Annotated in this window: 18 protein-coding genes; 3 read left to right on the top strand and 15 right to left on the bottom strand. The window is 63.6% G+C overall.

From position 1 onward, the window contains the following. Window positions 1–20: 20 nt before the first annotated feature. The 5 genes from fkpB to murJ form a co-directional block, all read right to left on the bottom strand. Window positions 21–458, bottom strand: coding sequence for an FKBP-type peptidyl-prolyl cis-trans isomerase (gene fkpB / locus GJV37_RS15010; RefSeq protein ID WP_170859262.1), 438 nt, complete (start codon window positions 456–458; stop codon window positions 21–23). Continuing rightward, window positions 451–960, bottom strand: a complete 510-nt coding sequence (gene lspA, locus GJV37_RS15005; protein ID WP_170859261.1) for a signal peptidase II — start codon at window positions 958–960, stop codon at window positions 451–453. Before lspA ends, fkpB begins: the two co-directional genes overlap by 8 nt. Continuing rightward, complete coding sequence (gene ileS, locus GJV37_RS15000; RefSeq protein ID WP_170859260.1) at window positions 953–3787, bottom strand: isoleucine--tRNA ligase; 2835 nt, start codon at window positions 3785–3787, stop codon at window positions 953–955. The genes lspA and ileS overlap by 8 nt, the downstream gene beginning before the upstream one ends. 21 nt (window positions 3788–3808) lie before the next feature. Next, window positions 3809–4747, bottom strand: coding sequence for a bifunctional riboflavin kinase/FAD synthetase (gene ribF, locus GJV37_RS14995; RefSeq protein ID WP_037015657.1), 939 nt, complete (start codon window positions 4745–4747; stop codon window positions 3809–3811). Window positions 4748–4853: 106 nt separating this feature from the next. Further along, window positions 4854–6392 carry a murein biosynthesis integral membrane protein MurJ gene (gene murJ, locus GJV37_RS14990; protein WP_169888694.1) on the bottom strand — a complete coding sequence of 513 codons (1539 nt, stop codon included), beginning with the start codon at window positions 6390–6392 and terminating at the stop codon, window positions 4854–4856. Between the two features lie 253 nt (window positions 6393–6645). Between murJ and rpsT the strand changes: the two genes are divergently transcribed. Then, the gene (gene rpsT / locus GJV37_RS14985) at window positions 6646–6915 is read left to right on the top strand and encodes a 30S ribosomal protein S20 (RefSeq protein ID WP_009617555.1); all 270 of its coding nucleotides are present in this window, start codon (window positions 6646–6648) and stop codon (window positions 6913–6915) included. 130 nt (window positions 6916–7045) lie between these two features. Here rpsT and GJV37_RS14980 read toward each other — a convergent pair whose 3' ends face one another. The 5 genes from GJV37_RS14980 to rplU form a co-directional block, all read right to left on the bottom strand. Beyond that, a complete protein-coding gene (locus tag GJV37_RS14980) occupies window positions 7046–7501 on the bottom strand; it encodes a CreA family protein (RefSeq protein ID WP_170859259.1) in 456 nt (151 codons plus the stop codon). 11 nt (window positions 7502–7512) lie between these two features. Further along, window positions 7513–8631: a glutamate 5-kinase gene (gene proB, locus GJV37_RS14975; RefSeq protein ID WP_065084213.1), complete on the bottom strand. Its 1119-nt coding sequence runs from the start codon at window positions 8629–8631 to the stop codon at window positions 7513–7515. A 203-nt stretch (window positions 8632–8834) separates the two neighbouring features. Continuing rightward, window positions 8835–10055, bottom strand: a complete 1221-nt coding sequence (cgtA, locus tag GJV37_RS14970) for an Obg family GTPase CgtA (RefSeq protein ID WP_024763079.1) — start codon at window positions 10053–10055, stop codon at window positions 8835–8837. A 158-nt stretch (window positions 10056–10213) separates the two neighbouring features. After that, the gene (gene rpmA / locus GJV37_RS14965; protein ID WP_017521622.1) at window positions 10214–10471 is read right to left on the bottom strand and encodes a 50S ribosomal protein L27; all 258 of its coding nucleotides are present in this window, start codon (window positions 10469–10471) and stop codon (window positions 10214–10216) included. Window positions 10472–10494: 23 nt separating this feature from the next. Continuing rightward, window positions 10495–10806 (bottom strand): 50S ribosomal protein L21, encoded by a 312-nt coding sequence (gene rplU / locus GJV37_RS14960; RefSeq protein WP_015475683.1) that lies wholly within the window; start codon window positions 10804–10806, stop codon window positions 10495–10497. A 242-nt stretch (window positions 10807–11048) separates the two neighbouring features. Here rplU and GJV37_RS14955 point away from each other — a divergent pair, with 242 nt between their 5' ends. Both GJV37_RS14955 and GJV37_RS14950 read left to right on the top strand, forming a co-directional pair. Beyond that, window positions 11049–12017, top strand: a complete 969-nt coding sequence (locus GJV37_RS14955) for a polyprenyl synthetase family protein (protein WP_065084212.1) — start codon at window positions 11049–11051, stop codon at window positions 12015–12017. A gap of 170 nt (window positions 12018–12187) precedes the next feature. Then, window positions 12188–12412: a PA4570 family protein gene (locus tag GJV37_RS14950; RefSeq protein ID WP_024763077.1), complete on the top strand. Its 225-nt coding sequence runs from the start codon at window positions 12188–12190 to the stop codon at window positions 12410–12412. Window positions 12413–12643: 231 nt separating this feature from the next. Here GJV37_RS14950 and bamJ read toward each other — a convergent pair whose 3' ends face one another. The 5 genes from bamJ to GJV37_RS14925 all read right to left on the bottom strand — a co-directional run bounded on the left by bamJ (window position 12644) and on the right by GJV37_RS14925 (window position 17487). Then, window positions 12644–13261 carry a BamJ family beta-barrel-assembly machinery protein gene (gene bamJ, locus GJV37_RS14945; protein ID WP_170859258.1) on the bottom strand — a complete coding sequence of 206 codons (618 nt, stop codon included), beginning with the start codon at window positions 13259–13261 and terminating at the stop codon, window positions 12644–12646. 108 nt (window positions 13262–13369) lie between these two features. Beyond that, window positions 13370–13666, bottom strand: coding sequence for a DUF6482 family protein (locus GJV37_RS14940; RefSeq protein WP_037014909.1), 297 nt, complete (start codon window positions 13664–13666; stop codon window positions 13370–13372). Window positions 13667–13792: 126 nt separating this feature from the next. Next, window positions 13793–14287, bottom strand: a complete 495-nt coding sequence (locus tag GJV37_RS14935; RefSeq protein ID WP_017521628.1) for a TIGR00645 family protein — start codon at window positions 14285–14287, stop codon at window positions 13793–13795. Between the two features lie 204 nt (window positions 14288–14491). Then, the gene (locus tag GJV37_RS14930; RefSeq protein ID WP_170859257.1) at window positions 14492–14833 is read right to left on the bottom strand and encodes a PA4575 family protein; all 342 of its coding nucleotides are present in this window, start codon (window positions 14831–14833) and stop codon (window positions 14492–14494) included. Window positions 14834–14979: 146 nt separating this feature from the next. Then, a complete protein-coding gene (locus tag GJV37_RS14925; RefSeq protein ID WP_170859256.1) occupies window positions 14980–17487 on the bottom strand; it encodes a Lon protease family protein in 2508 nt (835 codons plus the stop codon). Between the last annotated feature and the right edge of the window lie 24 nt (window positions 17488–17511).

Raw genomic sequence — 17511 nt, 5'->3', positions numbered from 1 at the left:
AGTGCGGGCCGCCCGCTCATTCAGGCTGGCTGTACATCGATGATATCGACTTCGAAGGCCAATGTTTTGCCGGCCAGCGGATGGTTGAAATCGATGGTGACGTGCTGCTCGTCGAATTCCTTGACAACGCCCGGCAGCTCGGTCTTGGCGGCATCATTGAAGATCACCAGCAGGCCTTCGGCCAGCTCCATGTCCTGGAACTGATCGCGCGGCATCACCTGCACATTGGCCGGGTTCGGCTGGCCGAAGCCATTCTCCGGCTCGATGGTCAGGGTGCGTTTGTCGCCAGCTTTCAGGCCAAACAGCGCCTGCTCGAAGCCCGGCAGCAGGTTGCCGTCGCCGACCTTGAAGGTGGCTGGCTGCTTGTCGAAGGTGCTGTCGACGACGTTGCCGTCTTCGAGCTTCAGGGCGAAATGCAGGGTGACATGGGAATCACCACCAATACGGACATCAACCATTGGCGGTCTCTCCGGAATTTTTCGATTTGAACATGTCCAGCGCCAGCATGATGGCGCCGACGGTGATGGCGCTGTCGGCCAGGTTGAAGGCCGGGAAGCGCCAGCGGTCCTGCCAGTGCACGAGGATGAAGTCCACTACGTGGCCCAGGACCATGCGGTCGTACAGGTTGCCCAGCGCGCCGCCCAGCACCAGGGCCAGGGCGATGGCCAGCCAGGTCTCGCCGCGCTTCAAGCGCTTGAGCCAGACCAGCAGCACCATGCTGACCACGATGGCGATCAGGGCGAACAGCCAGCGCTGCCAGCCGGAACTGTCGGCCAGGAAGCTGAACGCGGCACCGGTGTTGTAGGCCAGGGTCCAGCTGAACAGGTCGGGGATAACCACGATCTGCTGGTACATGCTCAGCTCGGCCTGGAAGAAGGCCTTGGAGGCCTGATCCAGGACGAACACCAGCACGGTGATCCACAGCCAGGGCAGGCGACCGAAGCGATCGGCATTAGGCATAGTGACGAACCTCGCCGGCACCTTCGATGTTCTCGACGCAGCGGCCGCACAGTTCCGGGTGCGCGGCATTGCTGCCGACATCCGCGCGGAAGTGCCAGCAACGGCCGCACTTGGCGTGGGAGGACTTCACGACCTGCAGTTTCAGGCCCGGCAGTTCACTCGCTACCGCATCGGCGGGCGCTGCGGACAGCGGCGCGACAGTGGCGGCGGAAGTGATGAGCACGAAGCGCAGCTCGTTACCCAGCTTCTCCAGGCGCTTGGCCAGGGAGTCTTCGGCGTAGAGGGTGATCTCGGCCTGCAGGTTGCCACCAATGGTCTTGGCGCTGCGCAGGTTCTCCAGTTCCTTGTTCACGGCGGCCTTGGCAGCCATGACCTCGTCCCAGTAGGCGCGATCCAGTTCGGCGTCGGCCGGGAGTTCCGAAAGGCCGTCGTACCAGGTGGTCAGCATCACCGACTCGGCGCGCTCGCCCGGCATGAAGCTCCAGATTTCCTCGGCGGTGAAGGCCATGATCGGCGCGATCCAGCGCACCAGGGCCTCGGCGATGTGGAACAGCGCGGTCTGGCAGGAACGGCGGGCAACGCTGTTCGCCTGGGTGGTGTACTGGCGGTCCTTGATGATGTCCAGGTAGAAGCCGCCCAGCTCCTGCACGCAGAAGTTGTGCACCTTGGAGTAGACGTTCCAGAAGCGGTAGTCGCGGTAGGCCTCTTCCAGCTCGCGTTGCAGCTGCAGCGCGCGGTCGATGGCCCAGCGGTCCAGGGCCAGCAGCTGGTCATTGGGCAGCAGGTCCTTGGCCGGGTCGAAGCCGGACAGGTTGGACAGCAGGAAGCGCGTGGTATTGCGGATACGACGGTAGGCGTCGGCGCTGCGCTGGAGAATCTGCTGGGAAACGGCGATCTCGCCCGAGTAGTCGGTGGACGCGACCCACAGGCGCAGGATGTCGGCGCCCATGCTGTCGATCACGGTCTGCGGCACCACGGTGTTGCCCAGGGACTTGGACATCTTGCGGCCGGACTCGTCCACGGTGAAGCCGTGGGTCAGCAGCTGGCGGTACGGCGCATGGCCGTCGATGGCGCAACCGGTCAGCAGCGAGGAATGGAACCAGCCGCGGTGTTGGTCGGAGCCTTCCAGGTAGAGGTCGGCAGCCGGGCCACTGGCGTGGCCCAGTTCGGCGTGGGAGCCGCGCAGCACGTGCCAGTGGGTGGTGCCGGAGTCGAACCAGACGTCCAGGGTGTCGTTGATCTTGTCGTACCGCGCGGCCTCATCGCCCAGCAGTTCGGCGGCATCGAGTTTGAACCAGGCTTCGATGCCCTCTTTCTCCACGCGCAGGGCAACTTCTTCCATCAGCTCGACGGTGCGCGGGTGCAGCTCGCCGGTGGCCTTGTGCAGGAAGAACGGGATCGGTACGCCCCAGTTGCGCTGACGCGAGATGCACCAGTCCGGACGGCCGGCGATCATGCCGTGCAGGCGCGCCTGGCCCCAGGTGGGCACGAATTCGGTTTCGGTGATGGCTTCCAGCGCGCGCTCGCGCAGGGTGGCGCCGGTCTGCGGCTGCTTGTCCATGCCAACGAACCACTGTGCGGTGGCGCGGTAGATCAGCGGGGTCTTGTGGCGCCAGCAGTGCATGTAGCTGTGGTTGATGGCCGCGTGCTTGAGCAGCGCGCCCACTTCGTCGAGCTTGGCAACGATAGCCGGGTTGGCCTTCCAGATGAACTGGCCGCCGAAGAACGGCAGGTCGGCCACGTACACGCCGTTGCTCTGCACCGGGCTGAGGATGTCGTCGTTGACCATGCCGTACTGCTTGCAGGTACGGAAGTCGTCCTCACCGTAGGCCGGGGCGGAGTGAACCACGCCGGTGCCGGCGCCCAGTTCGACGTACTCGGCCAGGTAGACAGGCGAGAGGCGCTCGTAGAACGGGTGGCGGAAGCGGATCAGGTCCAGCGCTTCGCCTTGTGCGGTGGCGATAACCTTGCCTTCCAGGCCGTAGCGTTGCAGGCAGGACTCGACCAGCTCCTCGGCCAGCACCAGCAGGCGCTCGCCGGTATCGACCAGCGCGTAGGTGAATTCGGGGTGGACGTTCAGCGCCTGGTTGGCCGGGATGGTCCAGGGGGTGGTGGTCCAGATGACGATGGCGGCCGGCTTGGACAGGCTGGCCAGACCAAAGGCGGCGGCCAGTTTGCCTTCGTCTTCCACCGGGAAGGCGACGTCGATGGCGTCGGACTTCTTGTCGGCGTATTCAACCTCAGCTTCAGCCAGGGCGGAGCCGCAGTCGAAGCACCAGTTCACCGGCTTCAGGCCCTTGAACACGAAGCCTTGCTTGACCATCTCGGCGAGCGCGCGGATTTCACCGGCCTCGTTGGAGAAGTTCATGGTCTTGTAGGGATTGTCCCAATCACCCAGCACACCCAGGCGGATGAAGTCGGCCTTTTGCCCTTCGATCTGCTCGGCAGCATATTCGCGGCACAGCTCGCGGGTCTTGCCCGCCGGCAGGTTCTTGCCGTGGGTGGTCTCGACCTTGTGCTCGATCGGCAGGCCGTGGCAGTCCCAGCCCGGCACATAAGGGGCGTCGTAGCCAGCCAGGGTCTTGGAGCGGACGATGATGTCCTTGAGGATCTTGTTGACCGCGTGACCGATATGGATGCTGCCATTGGCGTAGGGCGGGCCATCGTGCAGGATGAATTTCGGGCGACCTTCGCCAATCTTCCGCAGCTGCTGGTACAGGCCAATGTCGTTCCAGAGCTTGAGAGTTTGCGGCTCGCGCTGCGGCAGGCCGGCTTTCATCGGGAAGTCGGTTTCGGGAAGGTTCAGAGTGGCTTTGTAATCGGTCATCTCAGGGCCTGTTCAGGATCTTCAATCAAGCGGTTGGCCCAGCCAGTAGGCTCGGGCGGCGGCGATGTCGGCGAGGATGGCCGCCTTGAGCGCCTCGAGCGAGGCGAAACGCTGCTCATCACGCAGCTTCTGGTGGAACGTAATATCCAGGTGCTGGCCGTACAGATCGCCGGCGAAATCCAGCAGATGCACTTCCAGATGGGGCCGACCGTCGCCATTCACGGACGGCCGGGTGCCGATGTTGGCAACCCCGTTGCGACGCTGGCCAGCCACGAGAGTGCTGACCAGGTAGACGCCATTGAGCGGCGCCTTGCGGCGCTTGAGCTGGATGTTCGCAGTGGGCGAGCCCAGGGTGCGCCCCAGCTTCTGCCCGTGCAGCACGCGGCCGCTCAGACGATACGGGCGACCCAGCAGGCGTTCGACCATGTGCAGGTCGCCGTCGGCCAGGTCCTTGCGGATACGCGAACTGCTCACGCGCATGCCGTCGACTTCCACCGTGGTCGCGGCCTCGACCGTGAAGCCCTGCTCCGCGCTGGCGTTGACCAGGAAGGCGAAGTCGCCGGAACGATCGCAGCCGAAGCGGAAATCGTCGCCCACTTCCAGATGGCGGACCTGCAGGCCTTCCACCAGCACCTGGCGAACGAACTCGGCGGCCGACAGCTCGCGCAGGCGGCGATTGAAGGCCAGGCATAGCACGAAATCGACGCCGTACTGACGCAGCAATTCGAGCTTCTCGCGCAGGCGGCTCAGGCGTACCGGCGCGGCATCGGGTGCGAAGTACTCGCGCGGCTGCGGCTCGAAGATCACCACGCAGCTGGGTACGCCCAGCTCCAGCGAACGCTCGCGCAGACGCCCCAGGATCGCCTGGTGGCCAAGATGGACGCCGTCGAAGTTACCGATGGTGGCGACACAGCCCCCGGACAGGGGCCGCAGGTTGTGAAGGCCTCGAAGCAGCTGCATAGCGCGCGTATTGCTCAGAAAGTGGTCGATTATACCTGCACCCGTTGCCATGCGACAGGCAAAATGCCGTCGCCGCAAACCGATGCAATGCTTTGCCTGGCGAAGGTTACAGCACCGCGCGGCGGGAGAAGTCCCGCAGGCGGAAGCCCAGGAGCGCGAGCATACCGAAATAGGCGACCACACCGGCCACCACCAGCGCACCCAGGCGCACCAGGCGAATCGGCATCCCCCCCTGATCCCAGGCCGGCATGAAGTGCATCATGCCCATCAGCACCGCACACATCACCAGTACAGATACGACTAATTTGGCGATGAACTTGCCCCAGCCCGCCTGCGGCTCGAAGAGCTGCTGCTTGCGCAACTGCCAGAACAGCAACCCGGCATTCAGGCAGGCCGCGAGGCTGATCGCCAGCGCCAGCCCCGCATGTTTGAGCGGGCCGATAAACACCAGGTTCATCAACTGGGTGGACACCAGGGTGAACAATGCAATCTTCACCGGCGTCTTGATGTTCTGCCGCGCGTAGAAGCCCGGCGCCAGCACCTTCACCAGGATGATGCCGAGCAGACCGACCGCATAGGCGATCAGCGCACGCTGGGTCATCAGGGCATCGTGGGCGCTGAACTTGCCGTACTGGAACAGCGCGACGGTCAGCGGCTCGGCGATCACCGCCAGGGCCAGGGAGCACGGCAGCACCAGCAGGAAGCACAGGCGCAGGCCCCAATCCATCAGCCGCGAATATTCATGACGATCGTCGCTGGCGTAGGTCTTGGCCAGCGACGGCAGCAGGATGGTGCCCAGTGCCACGCCGAGAACCCCGGACGGCAGCTCCATCAGGCGGTCCGCGTAGTACATCCAGGACACGGAGCCTGCGACCAGGAACGAGGCGAAGATGGTGTTGATGATCAGCGAAATCTGGCTGACCGAGACACCGAGGATCGCCGGGCCCATCTGCTTGAGCACACGCCAGACGCCGGAATCGCGCAGATTGATGCGCGGCAGCACGAGCATGCCGATCTTCTTCAGGTGCGGCAGCTGGTAGAGCAACTGCGCCAGGCCGCCGGCCAGCACCGCCCAACCCAGCGCCATGATCGGCGGGTCGAAGTAAGGCGTCAGGAACAGCGCGAACAGGATCATGCTGACGTTCAGCAGCGTCGGCACGAAAGCCGGCACCGAGAAGCGGTTCCAGGTATTGAGGATCGCCCCCGCCAGCGAGGCCAGCGAAATCAGCAGGATATAAGGAAAGGTCACCCGCAGCAGGGAACTGGTGAGCTCGAACTTCTCCGGCGAGTCGACGAAACCGGGCGCCGTCACCCAGATCACCCAGGGCGCAGCGAGCATGCCCAGCGCAGTGACCAGCGCGAGGATCAGGGTCAGCAGGCCGGATACATAGGCGATGAAGGTGCGCGTCGCCTCCTCGCCCTGCTGGGTTTTGTACTCCGCCAGGATCGGCACGAACGCCTGGGAGAACGCCCCTTCGGCGAAAATGCGGCGCAGCAGGTTGGGCAGCTTGAAGGCGACGAAGAAGGCGTCGGTGGCCATGCCGGCGCCGAACATGCGGGCGACGATCGTGTCGCGCACGAAGCCGAGCACCCGCGAGATCATGGTCATCGAGCTGACCGCGGCCAGCGACTTGAGTAGGTTCATAGCGTCCAGAACTGGTAGAATGACCGACCCTGCAGGGTGCAGCCCTGGCCTAGAGCGATTGCTCGACTGCCAGGCGAAGCGCAGCAGTGTAGGGCCGCGGGGCGAATAAATCACCCCATCCGCCGGAGAGCGTGCACCTGTCGCACCACTCGTCGGAGGCGGCTCATACCCTTGACAAGGCCTTGATGCAACGGCATTATTCGCGGCCTTAATTTATTCGCAACATCCCAAGTTTTTTTCGAGGAGCTCGACGGTGGCCAACACACCTTCCGCCAAAAAACGCGCCAAACAGGCTGAGAAGCGTCGCAGCCACAACGCCAGCCTGCGTTCCATGGTTCGTACCTACATCAAGAACGTAGTCAAAGCAGTCGACGCCAAGGACCTGCCGAAGGCCCAGGCCGCTCTGGTTGCTGCCGTACCGGTCATCGACCGCATGGCCGACAAAGGCATCATCCACAAGAACAAGGCCGCTCGCCACAAGAGCCGCCTGAACGCCCACGTGAAGGCCCTGGCCACCGCGTAAGCGTTCCGTTCTTGAAAAACCGGCCCCAGGGCCGGTTTTTTATTGCCTGCGATTTGCCTATTGGGAACTTATCCACAGGTGCACTTTCTGCGGGCAAAAAGAAAGGGCGGTCAATCCGCCCTTCTTCGTCTTACTTTTCAGGCCACGGCATAATCGGAATCGCCGTCACCGCATTCTGCGGACTGCCCTCGATGACGCGGTCGCTGTAGACCAGATAGACCAGCGCATTGCGCCTCTTGTCGAAGAAACGCACCACCTGCATGGTCTTGAACACCAGGGACGTGCGCTGCTGGAAGACCACCTCGCCATCCTTCAGCTCACCAGAGAATCGGATCGGCCCGACTTGACGACAGGAGATCGACGCTTCGGCGCGATCCTCCGCCAAACCCAGCCCACCCTTCACACCGCCGGTCTTGGCGCGCGACAGGTAACAGCTGACGCCTGCCACCTTCGGATCATCGAAAGCCTCGACGACTATCTTGTCATTCGGCCCAACCCACTTGAAGACGGTGGACACTTCACCGATCACATCGGCCCGAGCCAATGCCGGCAACAACAGCAATGCAGCGATCAATCCCTTGCGCATGCGAGTACCCCTCAGACCAGAACCAGGTTGTCGCGGTGCACCAGCTCCGGCCCATCGACATAGCCCAGCAGGCCCTCGATGGCATCGGTCGGCTGGCCAATGATCTTCTGCGCCTCAAGTGCACTGTAGTTCGCCAGCCCGCGAGCGATTTCGCGCCCCTGCTGATCCACACAGACCACCATCTCGCCGCGACGGAAGCTGCCCTGCACAGCCTTCACACCGACCGGCAGCAGACTTTTGTGATCCTGAGCAACGGCCTTGACCGCACCATCATCCAGCACCAATGTGCCGCGCATCTGCAGGTGGCCGGCCAGCCACTGCTTGCGCGCCGCCTTGCGGCTCTGTTCGGGAGTCAGCAGCGTGCCGAGACGCTCGCCAACACGCAAGCGATCCAGCACACGCTCGATACGACCGCCAACGATAACGGTATGCGCGCCGGAACGCGCCGCCAGACGGGCCGCACGCAACTTGGTCTGCATACCACCACGCCCCAGCGCACCACCGGTGCCGCCAGCGACCGCATCCAGCGCCGAATCATCGGCACGCGCCTCGAAAATCAGCTGCGCGTCGGGATTATTGCGCGGGTCGGCATCGAACATACCGTCACGATCAGTGAGGATCACCAGCAGGTCAGCCTCGACCAGGTTGGCCACCAGCGCCGCCAGGGTGTCGTTGTCGCCGAAACGGATTTCGTCGGTGACCACGGTGTCGTTCTCGTTGATCACCGGAATCACGCCGAGATCGACCAGCGTGCGCAGGGTATTACGGCCGTTCAGGTAGCGCTTGCGGTCGGATAGGTCGTCATGGGTCAGCAACACTTGCGCGGTCTGCAGGCCATGCACAGCGAAGCTGGACTCCCAGGCCTGCACCAGCCCCATCTGCCCCACGGCAGCGGCGGCCTGCAGCTCATGCATGTCGCTAGGCCGGGAAGCCCAACCCAGGCGACTCATGCCTGCCGCGACGGCGCCCGAGGACACCAGCACCAGCTCGACGCCCGCGCGATGCAGCGCGACCATCTGCTCGACCCAAACCGCCATGGCATCGCGATCCAGACCGCGACCATCGGCGGTCAGCAACGCACTGCCAATCTTGACTACCCAGCGCTTGGCGCCAGTTACCTTCTCACGCATACCCTCAACCTTAGAACCTGTCCAATGTCTGCCTGCGCTTGCCCATACTGCGTTAAAGCAGGCTCAAAATGCTCATTTACCACTCGTAAACTGCGCTTTTTCACCTGCTTTTGCCTTGCCTGAGCTGCGCTCGGCGAGACGTTGAACAGGCTCTAGAAGTCAGGCTTCACACGTTTCATCCGGACCGGCGGGCACCGCTCCGATCAAGGCACGTAGAAGATTTCCGGCCCATCGCCGTCGTCTTCGTCATCCTCGAAATCATCGTCGTCCACATCGTCGACATTCTTCAGACCGGAACGGCGCAGAGCACGGGCGTCGTCCAGAGCCTGCAGACGAGCACGAGCCTCGTCTTCGATGCGCTGATCCAGGGCCGCCAGGGCTTCGCCGTAGGCCGGCTCTTCCTCGATGCGCAGGGTGCGCTCGTCGAGGTATTTCATGATGTCCTGGCTCAGCTTCTCGGTGCCTTCACGCTCCAGGGCGGAGATCACATAGACCGGACCTTCCCAACCCAGGCGCTCGACCACGGCCTGCTTGCGACGCTCCTGCTCCTCGGGCTCGAGGATCTGGTCCATCTTGTTCAGCACCAGCCAACGGTCGCGCTCGGTCAGCGCCGGACTGAACTTCTCCAGCTCGTGGACAATGGTTTCCGCGGCATCGGCCGGATCGCTTTCATCCAGCGGCGCCATGTCGACGATATGCAGCAGCAGGCGGGTACGCGCCAGGTGCTTGAGGAAGCGGATCCCCAGGCCAGCGCCTTCGGCAGCACCTTCGATCAGGCCAGGAATGTCGGCGACCACGAAGCTCTTGAAGCGGCCGACACTGACCACGCCCAGGTTCGGAACCAGAGTGGTGAAGGGATAGTCGGCAACCTTCGGCTTGGCGGCGGAAACCGCGCGAATGAAGGTGCTCTTGCCGGCGTTCGGCAGGCCGAGCAGACCGACATCTGCCAGCACCTTCAACTCCAGCTTGAGGTCACGCGCGTCGCCGGGCTTGCCCGGAGTGGTCTGGCGCGGCGCGCGGTTGGTGCTGGACTTGAAACGGGTATTACCCAGGCCATGCCAGCCACCCTGGGCAACCATGATGCGCTGGCCCGCAACGGTCAGGTCACCGATGATTTCCTGGGTATTGGCATCGATGATGGTGGTACCGACCGGCACGGGCAGGACGAGATCGTCACCCTTGGCGCCAGTGCAGTCCTTGCTGCCGCCGTTCTCGCCACGCTGGGCGTCGAAACGACGGGTGTAGCGGTAGTCCACCAGGGTATTCAGGTTCTCGTCGGCCTCGAGATACACCGAGCCGCCGTCGCCACCGTCACCGCCGTTGGGACCGCCTTTCTCGATGAACTTCTCGCGGCGGAAGCTCATGAGGCCGTTGCCGCCGTCACCGGCTTTCACGTGGATGGATACTTCGTCGACGAATTTCATTGCGAACGCCTCCCGCCTAGCGGCGGGTTGAAAATAAGAAAAGGAGCATAGGATACAGCCAAGTCCACGCAAACGCCCGAACCGACGGCACCTCGCCTGGAAACGCCAGAAACAAAAAAGCCCCGTCGCGAGACAGGGCTTTTTCAGTGAGAGCTCGCTTAGGCAGCGACGACGCTTACATAGCGACGGCCAAAGGCGCCTTTCACTTCGAACTTGATCACGCCGTCGACTTTAGCGAACAGGGTGTGATCCTTGCCCATGCCAACGCCGTAGCCAGCGTGGAACTGGGTGCCGCGCTGACGCACGATGATGTTGCCTGCTTTCACAGCCTGGCTACCGAACAGCTTCACGCCAAGGCGTTTGCTTTCTGAGTCGCGGCCGTTGCGGGTACTACCGCCAGCTTTTTTGTGTGCCATGAGTCAATTCTCCTGAAGAGGAATTAGGCCTGGATGCCGGTGATCTTGATTTCAGTGAACCACTGGCGGTGGCCCTGACGCTTCATGTGGTGCTTGCGGCGGCGGAACTTGATGATGCGCACTTTGTCGTGACGGCCGTGGGAAACCACTTCCGCGGTCACTTTCGCGCCTTCTACCACCGGCAGGCCGATCTTGACGTCATCGCCGTTGGCGACCAGCAGGATGCGATCCAGGTTGATCGCTTCGCCGGTGGCAACGTCGAGTTTTTCGACCTTGAGGAATTCGCCTTCGGTGACTTTGTATTGCTTGCCACCAGTAACAATTACTGCGTACATCTGGATGTCTCCGTTAGACCTGCTCACCCGACGCTTTATAGAAAGAGGAATCGGTCGGCATGGCTGCATGGGGCCGGAAAGGACGCCCGTGCAATTGCGTAAGGCAGGATATGCCAGGGAAGTTCGGGGCCGCGATTCTACGCAAACGCTCGGCGCGGATCAAGCCCCATGGGGCCTCGCCTTGACAGGTCTTCCCCGCGGCACCTAGCATGCCGCGCAATCTACGAGGAGCGCTGTCTTTAATGCAACCCCAGGCTTTCTATCGCGTGGTGGCGGACGACTTCACCGCCGTCGACGGCATCATCCGTCGCCAACTCACTTCCCGCGTTCCCCTGGTGGAAAAGATCGGCGACTACATCATCTCCGCTGGCGGCAAGCGCCTGCGCCCGCTGCTGGTGCTCCTCTCGGGCAAGGCATTGGGCTATTCGGGCGACGACCTGAAGCTGCTGGCCGCCACCATCGAATTCCTGCACACCTCCACCCTGCTGCACGACGACGTGGTCGACGCCTCCGGCCTGCGCCGCGGTCGCGCCACCGCCAATGCCCAGTGGGGCAACGCGCCGAGCGTGCTGGTGGGCGATTTCCTGTATGCACGCTCCTTCGAAATGATGGTCGAACTGGGCTCGATGCCGGTGATGCGCATCATCTCCCAGGCTACCCGCGTGATCGCCGAAGGCGAAGTGCTGCAGCTGTCCAAGGTCCGCGACGCCAGCACCACCGAAGAAACCTACATGGAAGTCATTCGCGGCAAGACCGCGATGCTTTTCGAAGCCTCTACCCACAGCGCCGCCGCACTGGCCAACGCCCAGCCGGAGCAATCCGAGGCGCTGCGACTGTTCGGTGATGCCCTGGGTATCGCCTTCCAGCTGGTGGACGACCTGCTCGACTACCGCGGCGATGCCGCCAGCCTGGGCAAGAACGTCGGCGACGACCTCGCCGAAGGCAAGCCGACCCTGCCGCTGATCGCCACCATGCGCGATGGCACCCCGGATCAGGCGGCACTGGTGCGCAAGGCCATCCAACAGGGCGGCAGCCAGGACCTGGAAGGCATCCGCGCCGCCGTGGAAGCCGCCGGCGCGCTGGACTACACCGCCAAACTGGCGCGCGAGTATGCCGCCCGCGCCATCGAGCACCTCAAGGCGCTGCCGGACAATGAACACCGCGCCGCGCTGATCGAGCTCGCGGAATTCTCGGTCGCCCGCACGCACTGATGCGCCGTTTCACAAAGGCCCGCCCCGGTTCGCCGCGGCGGGCTTTTTGTTGCCTGCCCGTTGATCGGGAACAATAGATCGTCACCGGCGCGAAATTTTTTCCAATTCAGGCTTGCTATTGAGATAATAAGAATTATTCTCATTAAACGGTCTGCACGGAGGAACATGCCATGACCTACATGATCGACGCCTGGCTGGATCGCCCGCACCCCTATCTGCGCATCCTGCATCGGGACACCGGGGAAGTCTGCGCGGTGCTGGAAGAAGAGGCCCTGGATGAGCTGCGCGAACAGGGCGGCCTGGAGCTGTCCGAGCTCAGCACCAGCGAACCGCTGGTGCTCAAGGAACTGGTGCGCAACCTGTTCCTGTTCTGTTACGCCCGCGCACTGCGCTAGGCAAAAGCCTGTGAGAGCGAGCGTGCTCGCAAAGAGCTCCGCACCAACGTCACCAGGTTCGTGAGCAAGGTCGCTCCTACAAAAACGCGGGTGCACCTGAACGATTGTGGCGGCGCAGGACGCGTCGCCAGTGCTCCGTCGCCCGGGAGGCGGATGCACAAAGGGGCGCCGGAGCGCCCCTTTTCCTGCGGAGCGGCCAGGGATGGCACTCCGCAGTGAACTCTCGTGGGATCAGAGGATTTCCAGCAGCTCGACGTCGAACACCAGCACGCTGTGCGGCGGGATGCTGCCGACGGACTGGCCGCCATAGGCCAGCTCGCTCGGCACGTGCAGGCGCCATTTGCTGCCGGCGTTCATCAGTTGCAGGGCCTCGACCCAGCCGGCAATCACGCCGCCCACCGGAAATTCGGCCGGCTGGCCGCGCTCGTAGGAGCTGTCGAAGACGGTGCCATCGACCAGGGTGCCGTGGTAGTGGGTGCGCACGGTGTCTTCGCGGGACGGCTTGGCGCCGTCGCCGCTGACCAGCACTTCGTACTGCAGGCCGGACGGCAGGACAGTGATGCCTTCGCGCTTGGCGTTTTCCACCAGGTACTCGCGGCCAACGGCGGCGGCGGCTTCGGCTTTGGCCTGGGCTTCGGCCTGCATGCGCTCGCGGATTACCTGGAAGCTGGCGGACAGGGCTTCGCCCGGAACACGGCTTTCGGCGCCGGCGTAGGCGTCGGACAGGCCAGCGAGGATGGCGTCGAGGGTCATGCCCGGGACCGGGTTCTCGCGCAGCTGGTCGCCCAGCTGACGGCCGATACCGTAGCTGACGCGGGCTTCGTCGGTGGAAAGATTGAGTTCGCTCATGGCGGCGCTCCGCTGGGGGTTCAAAAAAGGGCCGCCAGCCTAGCACAGATGCACCGCCGCCCCCACCGCGCGAGCCTCGCGCAGCGGGACGGGCCCAGCGCCCGGAACCTAATGCAGCGGGATGGTCACGCCCGCGCCGATGTCGCGCTCATCGTCCATGCCGCACATCTCGTCATGCACCACGGCATGCACCAGATGGAAAGGAACATTGGGCAACGCACGGAGCACTTCTCGCGCATGGGCAACGGAGCGCACGCTGATGACGTGCCCGGCCTCGTCCTGAACCGGATAGAAACGGGCTCCCATGCGTGCTTCCAGCACGTAGATATCCCCCTCCAGCGACACCAGGTTGATCTCGTCGATGTCGCCGGCGACGGAGCGGCTGGTCAGTTCCTGCAGATTCATGTGCTGCACCTCCTGCGGATTGATCCACGCGGAAAGTCTTGACCAGCAGGCGCTCACCGCAAGGTGAAAACGCAACCGCCCGTCCGTTTTGCAACGGCCGGGCGGCGTGGATGGCGCAGCAGGGCTTCAGTGGTCGTGGCGCGTGGCCTTGTCCAGGTAGCCCATGGCGAAAGCCGAGAGGACGAAGGTGAGGTGCATGATCACGTACCACATCAGCTTGTTGTCTTCGATGTTCTTGGCGTCCATGAAGATGCGCAGCAGGTGGATCGAGGAGATCGCCACAATGGAAGCCGCCACCTTGTTCTTCAGCGAACTGGCGTCCATCTTGCCCAGCCAGCTGAGCTTTTCCTTGCCTTCGTCGATATCCAGCTGCGACACGAAGTTCTCATAGCCGGAGAACATCACCATCACCAGCAGGCCACCGACCAGCGCCATGTCGATCAACGACAGCAGCACCAGGATCAGGTCCGCCTCGGCGATGCTGAAGATGCTCGGCAGGATGTGGAAGATTTCCTGGAAGAATTTGATGGTCAGCGCCAGCAGGGCCAGCGACAGGCCGATGTAGATCGGCGCCAGCAGCCAGCGCGCGGCATACAGGGAGTTTTCGACGAAGCGTTCCATGGTTCTCGCAGGAATGGTCGTTGGGAAAGGGGCGGCCGCAGTATAGCGGATGACCTTTGCGAGTTATCCCGGCTTTCTATAGATAAATATGTCTGTGGATAAATAGGTAGGCGGCCGCGGTATGAAACCGTAGCGCCCAGGCGCCCCGCGGCTTTCAGTGAATCGTGCAGGGACTGCGCAGCTCCTCTCCCGGCCTTGAAAGCCTCAACCCTCGGGGCGGAACTGGAAGTTGCCGACATGGCACGAGCGCTCGCCGTTCAGGCGGCGCAGTTCGCCTTGCAGGTGCAACTGCCAGATGGGGGGATCGTCCGCCACGATGTAGCCCTGCTGGGCCAGGCAGTCGGAGATCGCCTCGAGCACACCTTCGGCCACGAAAGGCCCGCAGAACGGGCCCTGCGCCTTGATGGCGGTGGGCTGCGCACCGGACATGCCGGCGGCGCACAACAAGGTCCAGAGTCCATTCTCTCCGGCCAGCGGCCTGATCTCGCACTCAATGCGCGTGGTCAGCCCCAGACAGGGGCGGATAAGGCAGAGGTTACGCGGCATGGCGGCACCCTCGCGGTTGTCCTGAGATTGAGACTACACCCAGGTTCCGACACGCGAAAGTGCGGATTTATCCGGCCATCTTGCGGGCAACGGCGTGAAAATGGCGCCGGTGGAATGTCCCGCCCGGCGCCCTGCCCTGGCCGCCCTCAGTCGACGTCTTTCTTCTTGCGGGCGCGCTCTTTCTCTACGGGGGCCTTGTCCACCGGCACCTTCTCCACCTTCGGCTTGCTGACCGGCTTGGTGGCTACTGCCTCCTTCGCCGGCTTCTCCTTCTCGTCCTCATCCATGCCCAGCTCGGAAATTTCCTTCAGGCGCTCCACGACGCGGGCGTTGACGCTGCCCTTGGGGAAGTGGCCTTTGGCATCCGGCGCCCCCGCGGGCTCGCCGACCAGCAGACTCAGCGCCTCGTCGGCCTGGCGCACGGCATAGATATGGAACTGACCGTTGCGCACCGCCTGCAGCACACGCTCGTCGAGCATCAGGGTGGCGACGTTGGCGCGCGGGATGATCACGCCTTGTTCGCCCGTAAGGCCGCGGGCCTCGCAGAGGCGGAAGAAGCCTTCGATCTTCTCGTTGACCCCGCCGACCGCCTGTACTTCGCCGAACTGGTTGATCGATCCGGTGATAGCGAAACACTGGCGCAGCGGCGTGCGCGACAGGGCAGAGATCAGCGTGCAGACCTCGCCCAGGGAGGCGCTGTCGCCGTCCACATAGCCGTAGGACTGCTCCAGCGCGATGCTCGCGGAAATCTCCAGGGGGAACTCCTGGGCGTAGCGGCTGCCAAGGTAGCCAGTAAGGATCATCACGCCCTTGGAGTGGATCGGCTGGCCGAGGTTGACCTCGCGCTCGATGTCGACGATGCCGCTGCCGCCCGGATAGACGGTGGCGGAAATGCGCGCCGGCATGCCGAAGGCCGAGTCGCCGACTTCCAGTACGGTCAGGCCGTTGCACTTGCCCACCGCGGCGCCTTCGCTGTCAATCAGGATGATGCCGGCGAGGATGTCGTCGAGAATCCGCGCCGAGACGCGACCAGTGCGGGTTTCCTTGGCTTTCAGGGCACGCTCGATGTGGCCCAGGTCGGTCACTTCCTGGCCGGCCAGCTGGCGGATGAAGTCCGCTTCGCTGACCAGTTGGAACAGGTCGCCGATGCGCGCGGAAAGGCGGCCCTGGTGTTCGGCCAGGCGGGCGCTGTAGGTGGCCAGACGGGCCACGGCCTCACGGGTGAGCGGCGCCAGGCCCTCCTCCGAAGTGCGGGTCTTGAGCAACTGGGCGAACTGTTCGAGGCTGTCCTCGGCCAGCGGGATGTCCTCGTCGAAATCCACCAGTACGCGGAACATCTCCTGGAAATCCGGATCCAGGTCCTGCAGCGTGTAGTAGATCTGCCGCGAACCGATGATGATCACCTTGATGTGCAGCGGGATCACCTGCGGCGTCAGGCTCATGGCGGTCAGGCGGCCCAGTTCGGCCAGGGGCGACTCCATCTTCAGCTGTCGCGATTGTAGCGCGCGCTTGAGGGCATCCCAGACGAATGGCTCACTGAGCAGCTTCTCCGCCTCCAGCACTAGGAAACCGCCGTTGGCGCGGTGCAGCGCACCGGGGCGCAGCTGGCGGTAGCTGGTGTAGAGCGCGCCCTGGTCAGAGGCGTACTCGATACGGCCGAACAGGTTGTCGTAGGTCGGGTGAGACTCGAACACCACCGGCGCGCCACCGGTGGCATGGTGGGCGATCGCCTGGTTAGGCGCGTACTGCTCTTCCAGGCTCTGCTTGCGCTGCGGGTCGGTACGTTCGGAGTCCACCAGTTGGTCGACCACGGTCTTCAGCAGGTTGAGCTGCATGGCCTGCAGGTAGGCGCTGACCCCGGAGTTGTTGTTGTACTTCTCCACCAGCGGCGCCAGCAGCGGCTGCAGTGCGAGGGTGATGGTCTCCTCGTTGAGCTGGCGCAACTGGTTGCTGGACTCGCGCTTCCACTGCGGCAGGCTGGAGAGCTCCTCGTTGAGGTGTTCCTCCAGGTCGGCGATGTCGGCGTGGAAGCGCTCGCGCTCCTCTTCCGGCAGTTGGGCGAACTCGGCCTCATCCAGCGCCTTACCGTCCTTCATCGGGGTGAACGCGATGTTGGCACTGTCGCGGTACAGGGCGACTTCCTTCTCCAGCGCCAGGCGCTCGACGGTATCCAGGGCCTTGTCGTAGCGCTGGTTGAAGGCGCGATCGATGGCGCTCTTCTTCTGCTGGTAGGCCGGGTTCTCGAACACCGAGGGGAAGGTGGACAGCAGGTTGTCGATCAGGTGATCGATATCGGCGCCGAACTCGGCGGCACTGCCCGGTGGCAGCTCGATCACGCGCGGTTCGCGGGAGTCGTCGAAGTTGTTGACGTAGACCCAGTCGGCCGGGGTCGGCAGGCGCTTGCCCTCGGCCTTCAGGTAGCGCTGCACGAAGGAGAAGCGGCCCGTTCCGGGCTCGCCCATGACGAACACGTTGTAACCCGGACGCGGCATCGCCACGCCGAACTGCAGCGCCTCGACCGCGCGCTCCTGTCCGAGCACGCCCAGGAAAGGCTCCAGTTCTTCGGTGGTCTTGAAGGGAAACTGTTCGGGAGTGAAGGGACGGGTCAGTTCATCGGGCGCCAGGCGCAGGCCGGCAGCAACGGAATCGGGCATTGGAGGTCCTTGCTTCGAGCGGCG

Origin of the sequence: Pseudomonas nitroreducens, assembly GCF_010994165.1 — a bacterium.
Classification (GTDB): Bacteria; Pseudomonadota; Gammaproteobacteria; order Pseudomonadales; family Pseudomonadaceae; genus Pseudomonas; species Pseudomonas nitroreducens.
Note: the sequence above shows the minus strand (reverse complement) of the source record. Positions and strands in the feature narration are given on the sequence as shown.

What these genes read in the sequence shown, in the direction of transcription:
- bamJ (WP_170859258.1), bottom strand. Translation starts at nt 13,261, where the DNA reads ATGAGCGAACTCAATCTTTCCACCGACGAAGCCCGCGTCAGCTACGGT.
- lspA (WP_170859261.1), bottom strand. Translation starts at nt 960, where the DNA reads ATGCCTAATGCCGATCGCTTCGGTCGCCTGCCCTGGCTGTGGATCACC.
- ileS (WP_170859260.1), bottom strand. Translation starts at nt 3,787, where the DNA reads ATGACCGATTACAAAGCCACTCTGAACCTTCCCGAAACCGACTTCCCG.
- ribF (WP_037015657.1), bottom strand. Translation starts at nt 4,747, where the DNA reads ATGCAGCTGCTTCGAGGCCTTCACAACCTGCGGCCCCTGTCCGGGGGC.
- rplU (WP_015475683.1), bottom strand. Translation starts at nt 10,806, where the DNA reads ATGTACGCAGTAATTGTTACTGGTGGCAAGCAATACAAAGTCACCGAA.
- GJV37_RS14940 (WP_037014909.1), bottom strand. Translation starts at nt 13,666, where the DNA reads ATGAATCTGCAGGAACTGACCAGCCGCTCCGTCGCCGGCGACATCGAC.
- cgtA (WP_024763079.1), bottom strand. Translation starts at nt 10,055, where the DNA reads ATGAAATTCGTCGACGAAGTATCCATCCACGTGAAAGCCGGTGACGGC.
- rpmA (WP_017521622.1), bottom strand. Translation starts at nt 10,471, where the DNA reads ATGGCACACAAAAAAGCTGGCGGTAGTACCCGCAACGGCCGCGACTCA.
- GJV37_RS14930 (WP_170859257.1), bottom strand. Translation starts at nt 14,833, where the DNA reads ATGCCGCGTAACCTCTGCCTTATCCGCCCCTGTCTGGGGCTGACCACG.
- GJV37_RS14950 (WP_024763077.1), top strand. Translation starts at nt 12,188, where the DNA reads ATGACCTACATGATCGACGCCTGGCTGGATCGCCCGCACCCCTATCTG.
- fkpB (WP_170859262.1), bottom strand. Translation starts at nt 458, where the DNA reads ATGGTTGATGTCCGTATTGGTGGTGATTCCCATGTCACCCTGCATTTC.
- GJV37_RS14935 (WP_017521628.1), bottom strand. Translation starts at nt 14,287, where the DNA reads ATGGAACGCTTCGTCGAAAACTCCCTGTATGCCGCGCGCTGGCTGCTG.
- GJV37_RS14955 (WP_065084212.1), top strand. Translation starts at nt 11,049, where the DNA reads ATGCAACCCCAGGCTTTCTATCGCGTGGTGGCGGACGACTTCACCGCC.
- GJV37_RS14980 (WP_170859259.1), bottom strand. Translation starts at nt 7,501, where the DNA reads ATGCGCAAGGGATTGATCGCTGCATTGCTGTTGTTGCCGGCATTGGCT.
- proB (WP_065084213.1), bottom strand. Translation starts at nt 8,631, where the DNA reads ATGCGTGAGAAGGTAACTGGCGCCAAGCGCTGGGTAGTCAAGATTGGC.
- GJV37_RS14925 (WP_170859256.1), bottom strand. Translation starts at nt 17,487, where the DNA reads ATGCCCGATTCCGTTGCTGCCGGCCTGCGCCTGGCGCCCGATGAACTG.
- murJ (WP_169888694.1), bottom strand. Translation starts at nt 6,392, where the DNA reads ATGAACCTACTCAAGTCGCTGGCCGCGGTCAGCTCGATGACCATGATC.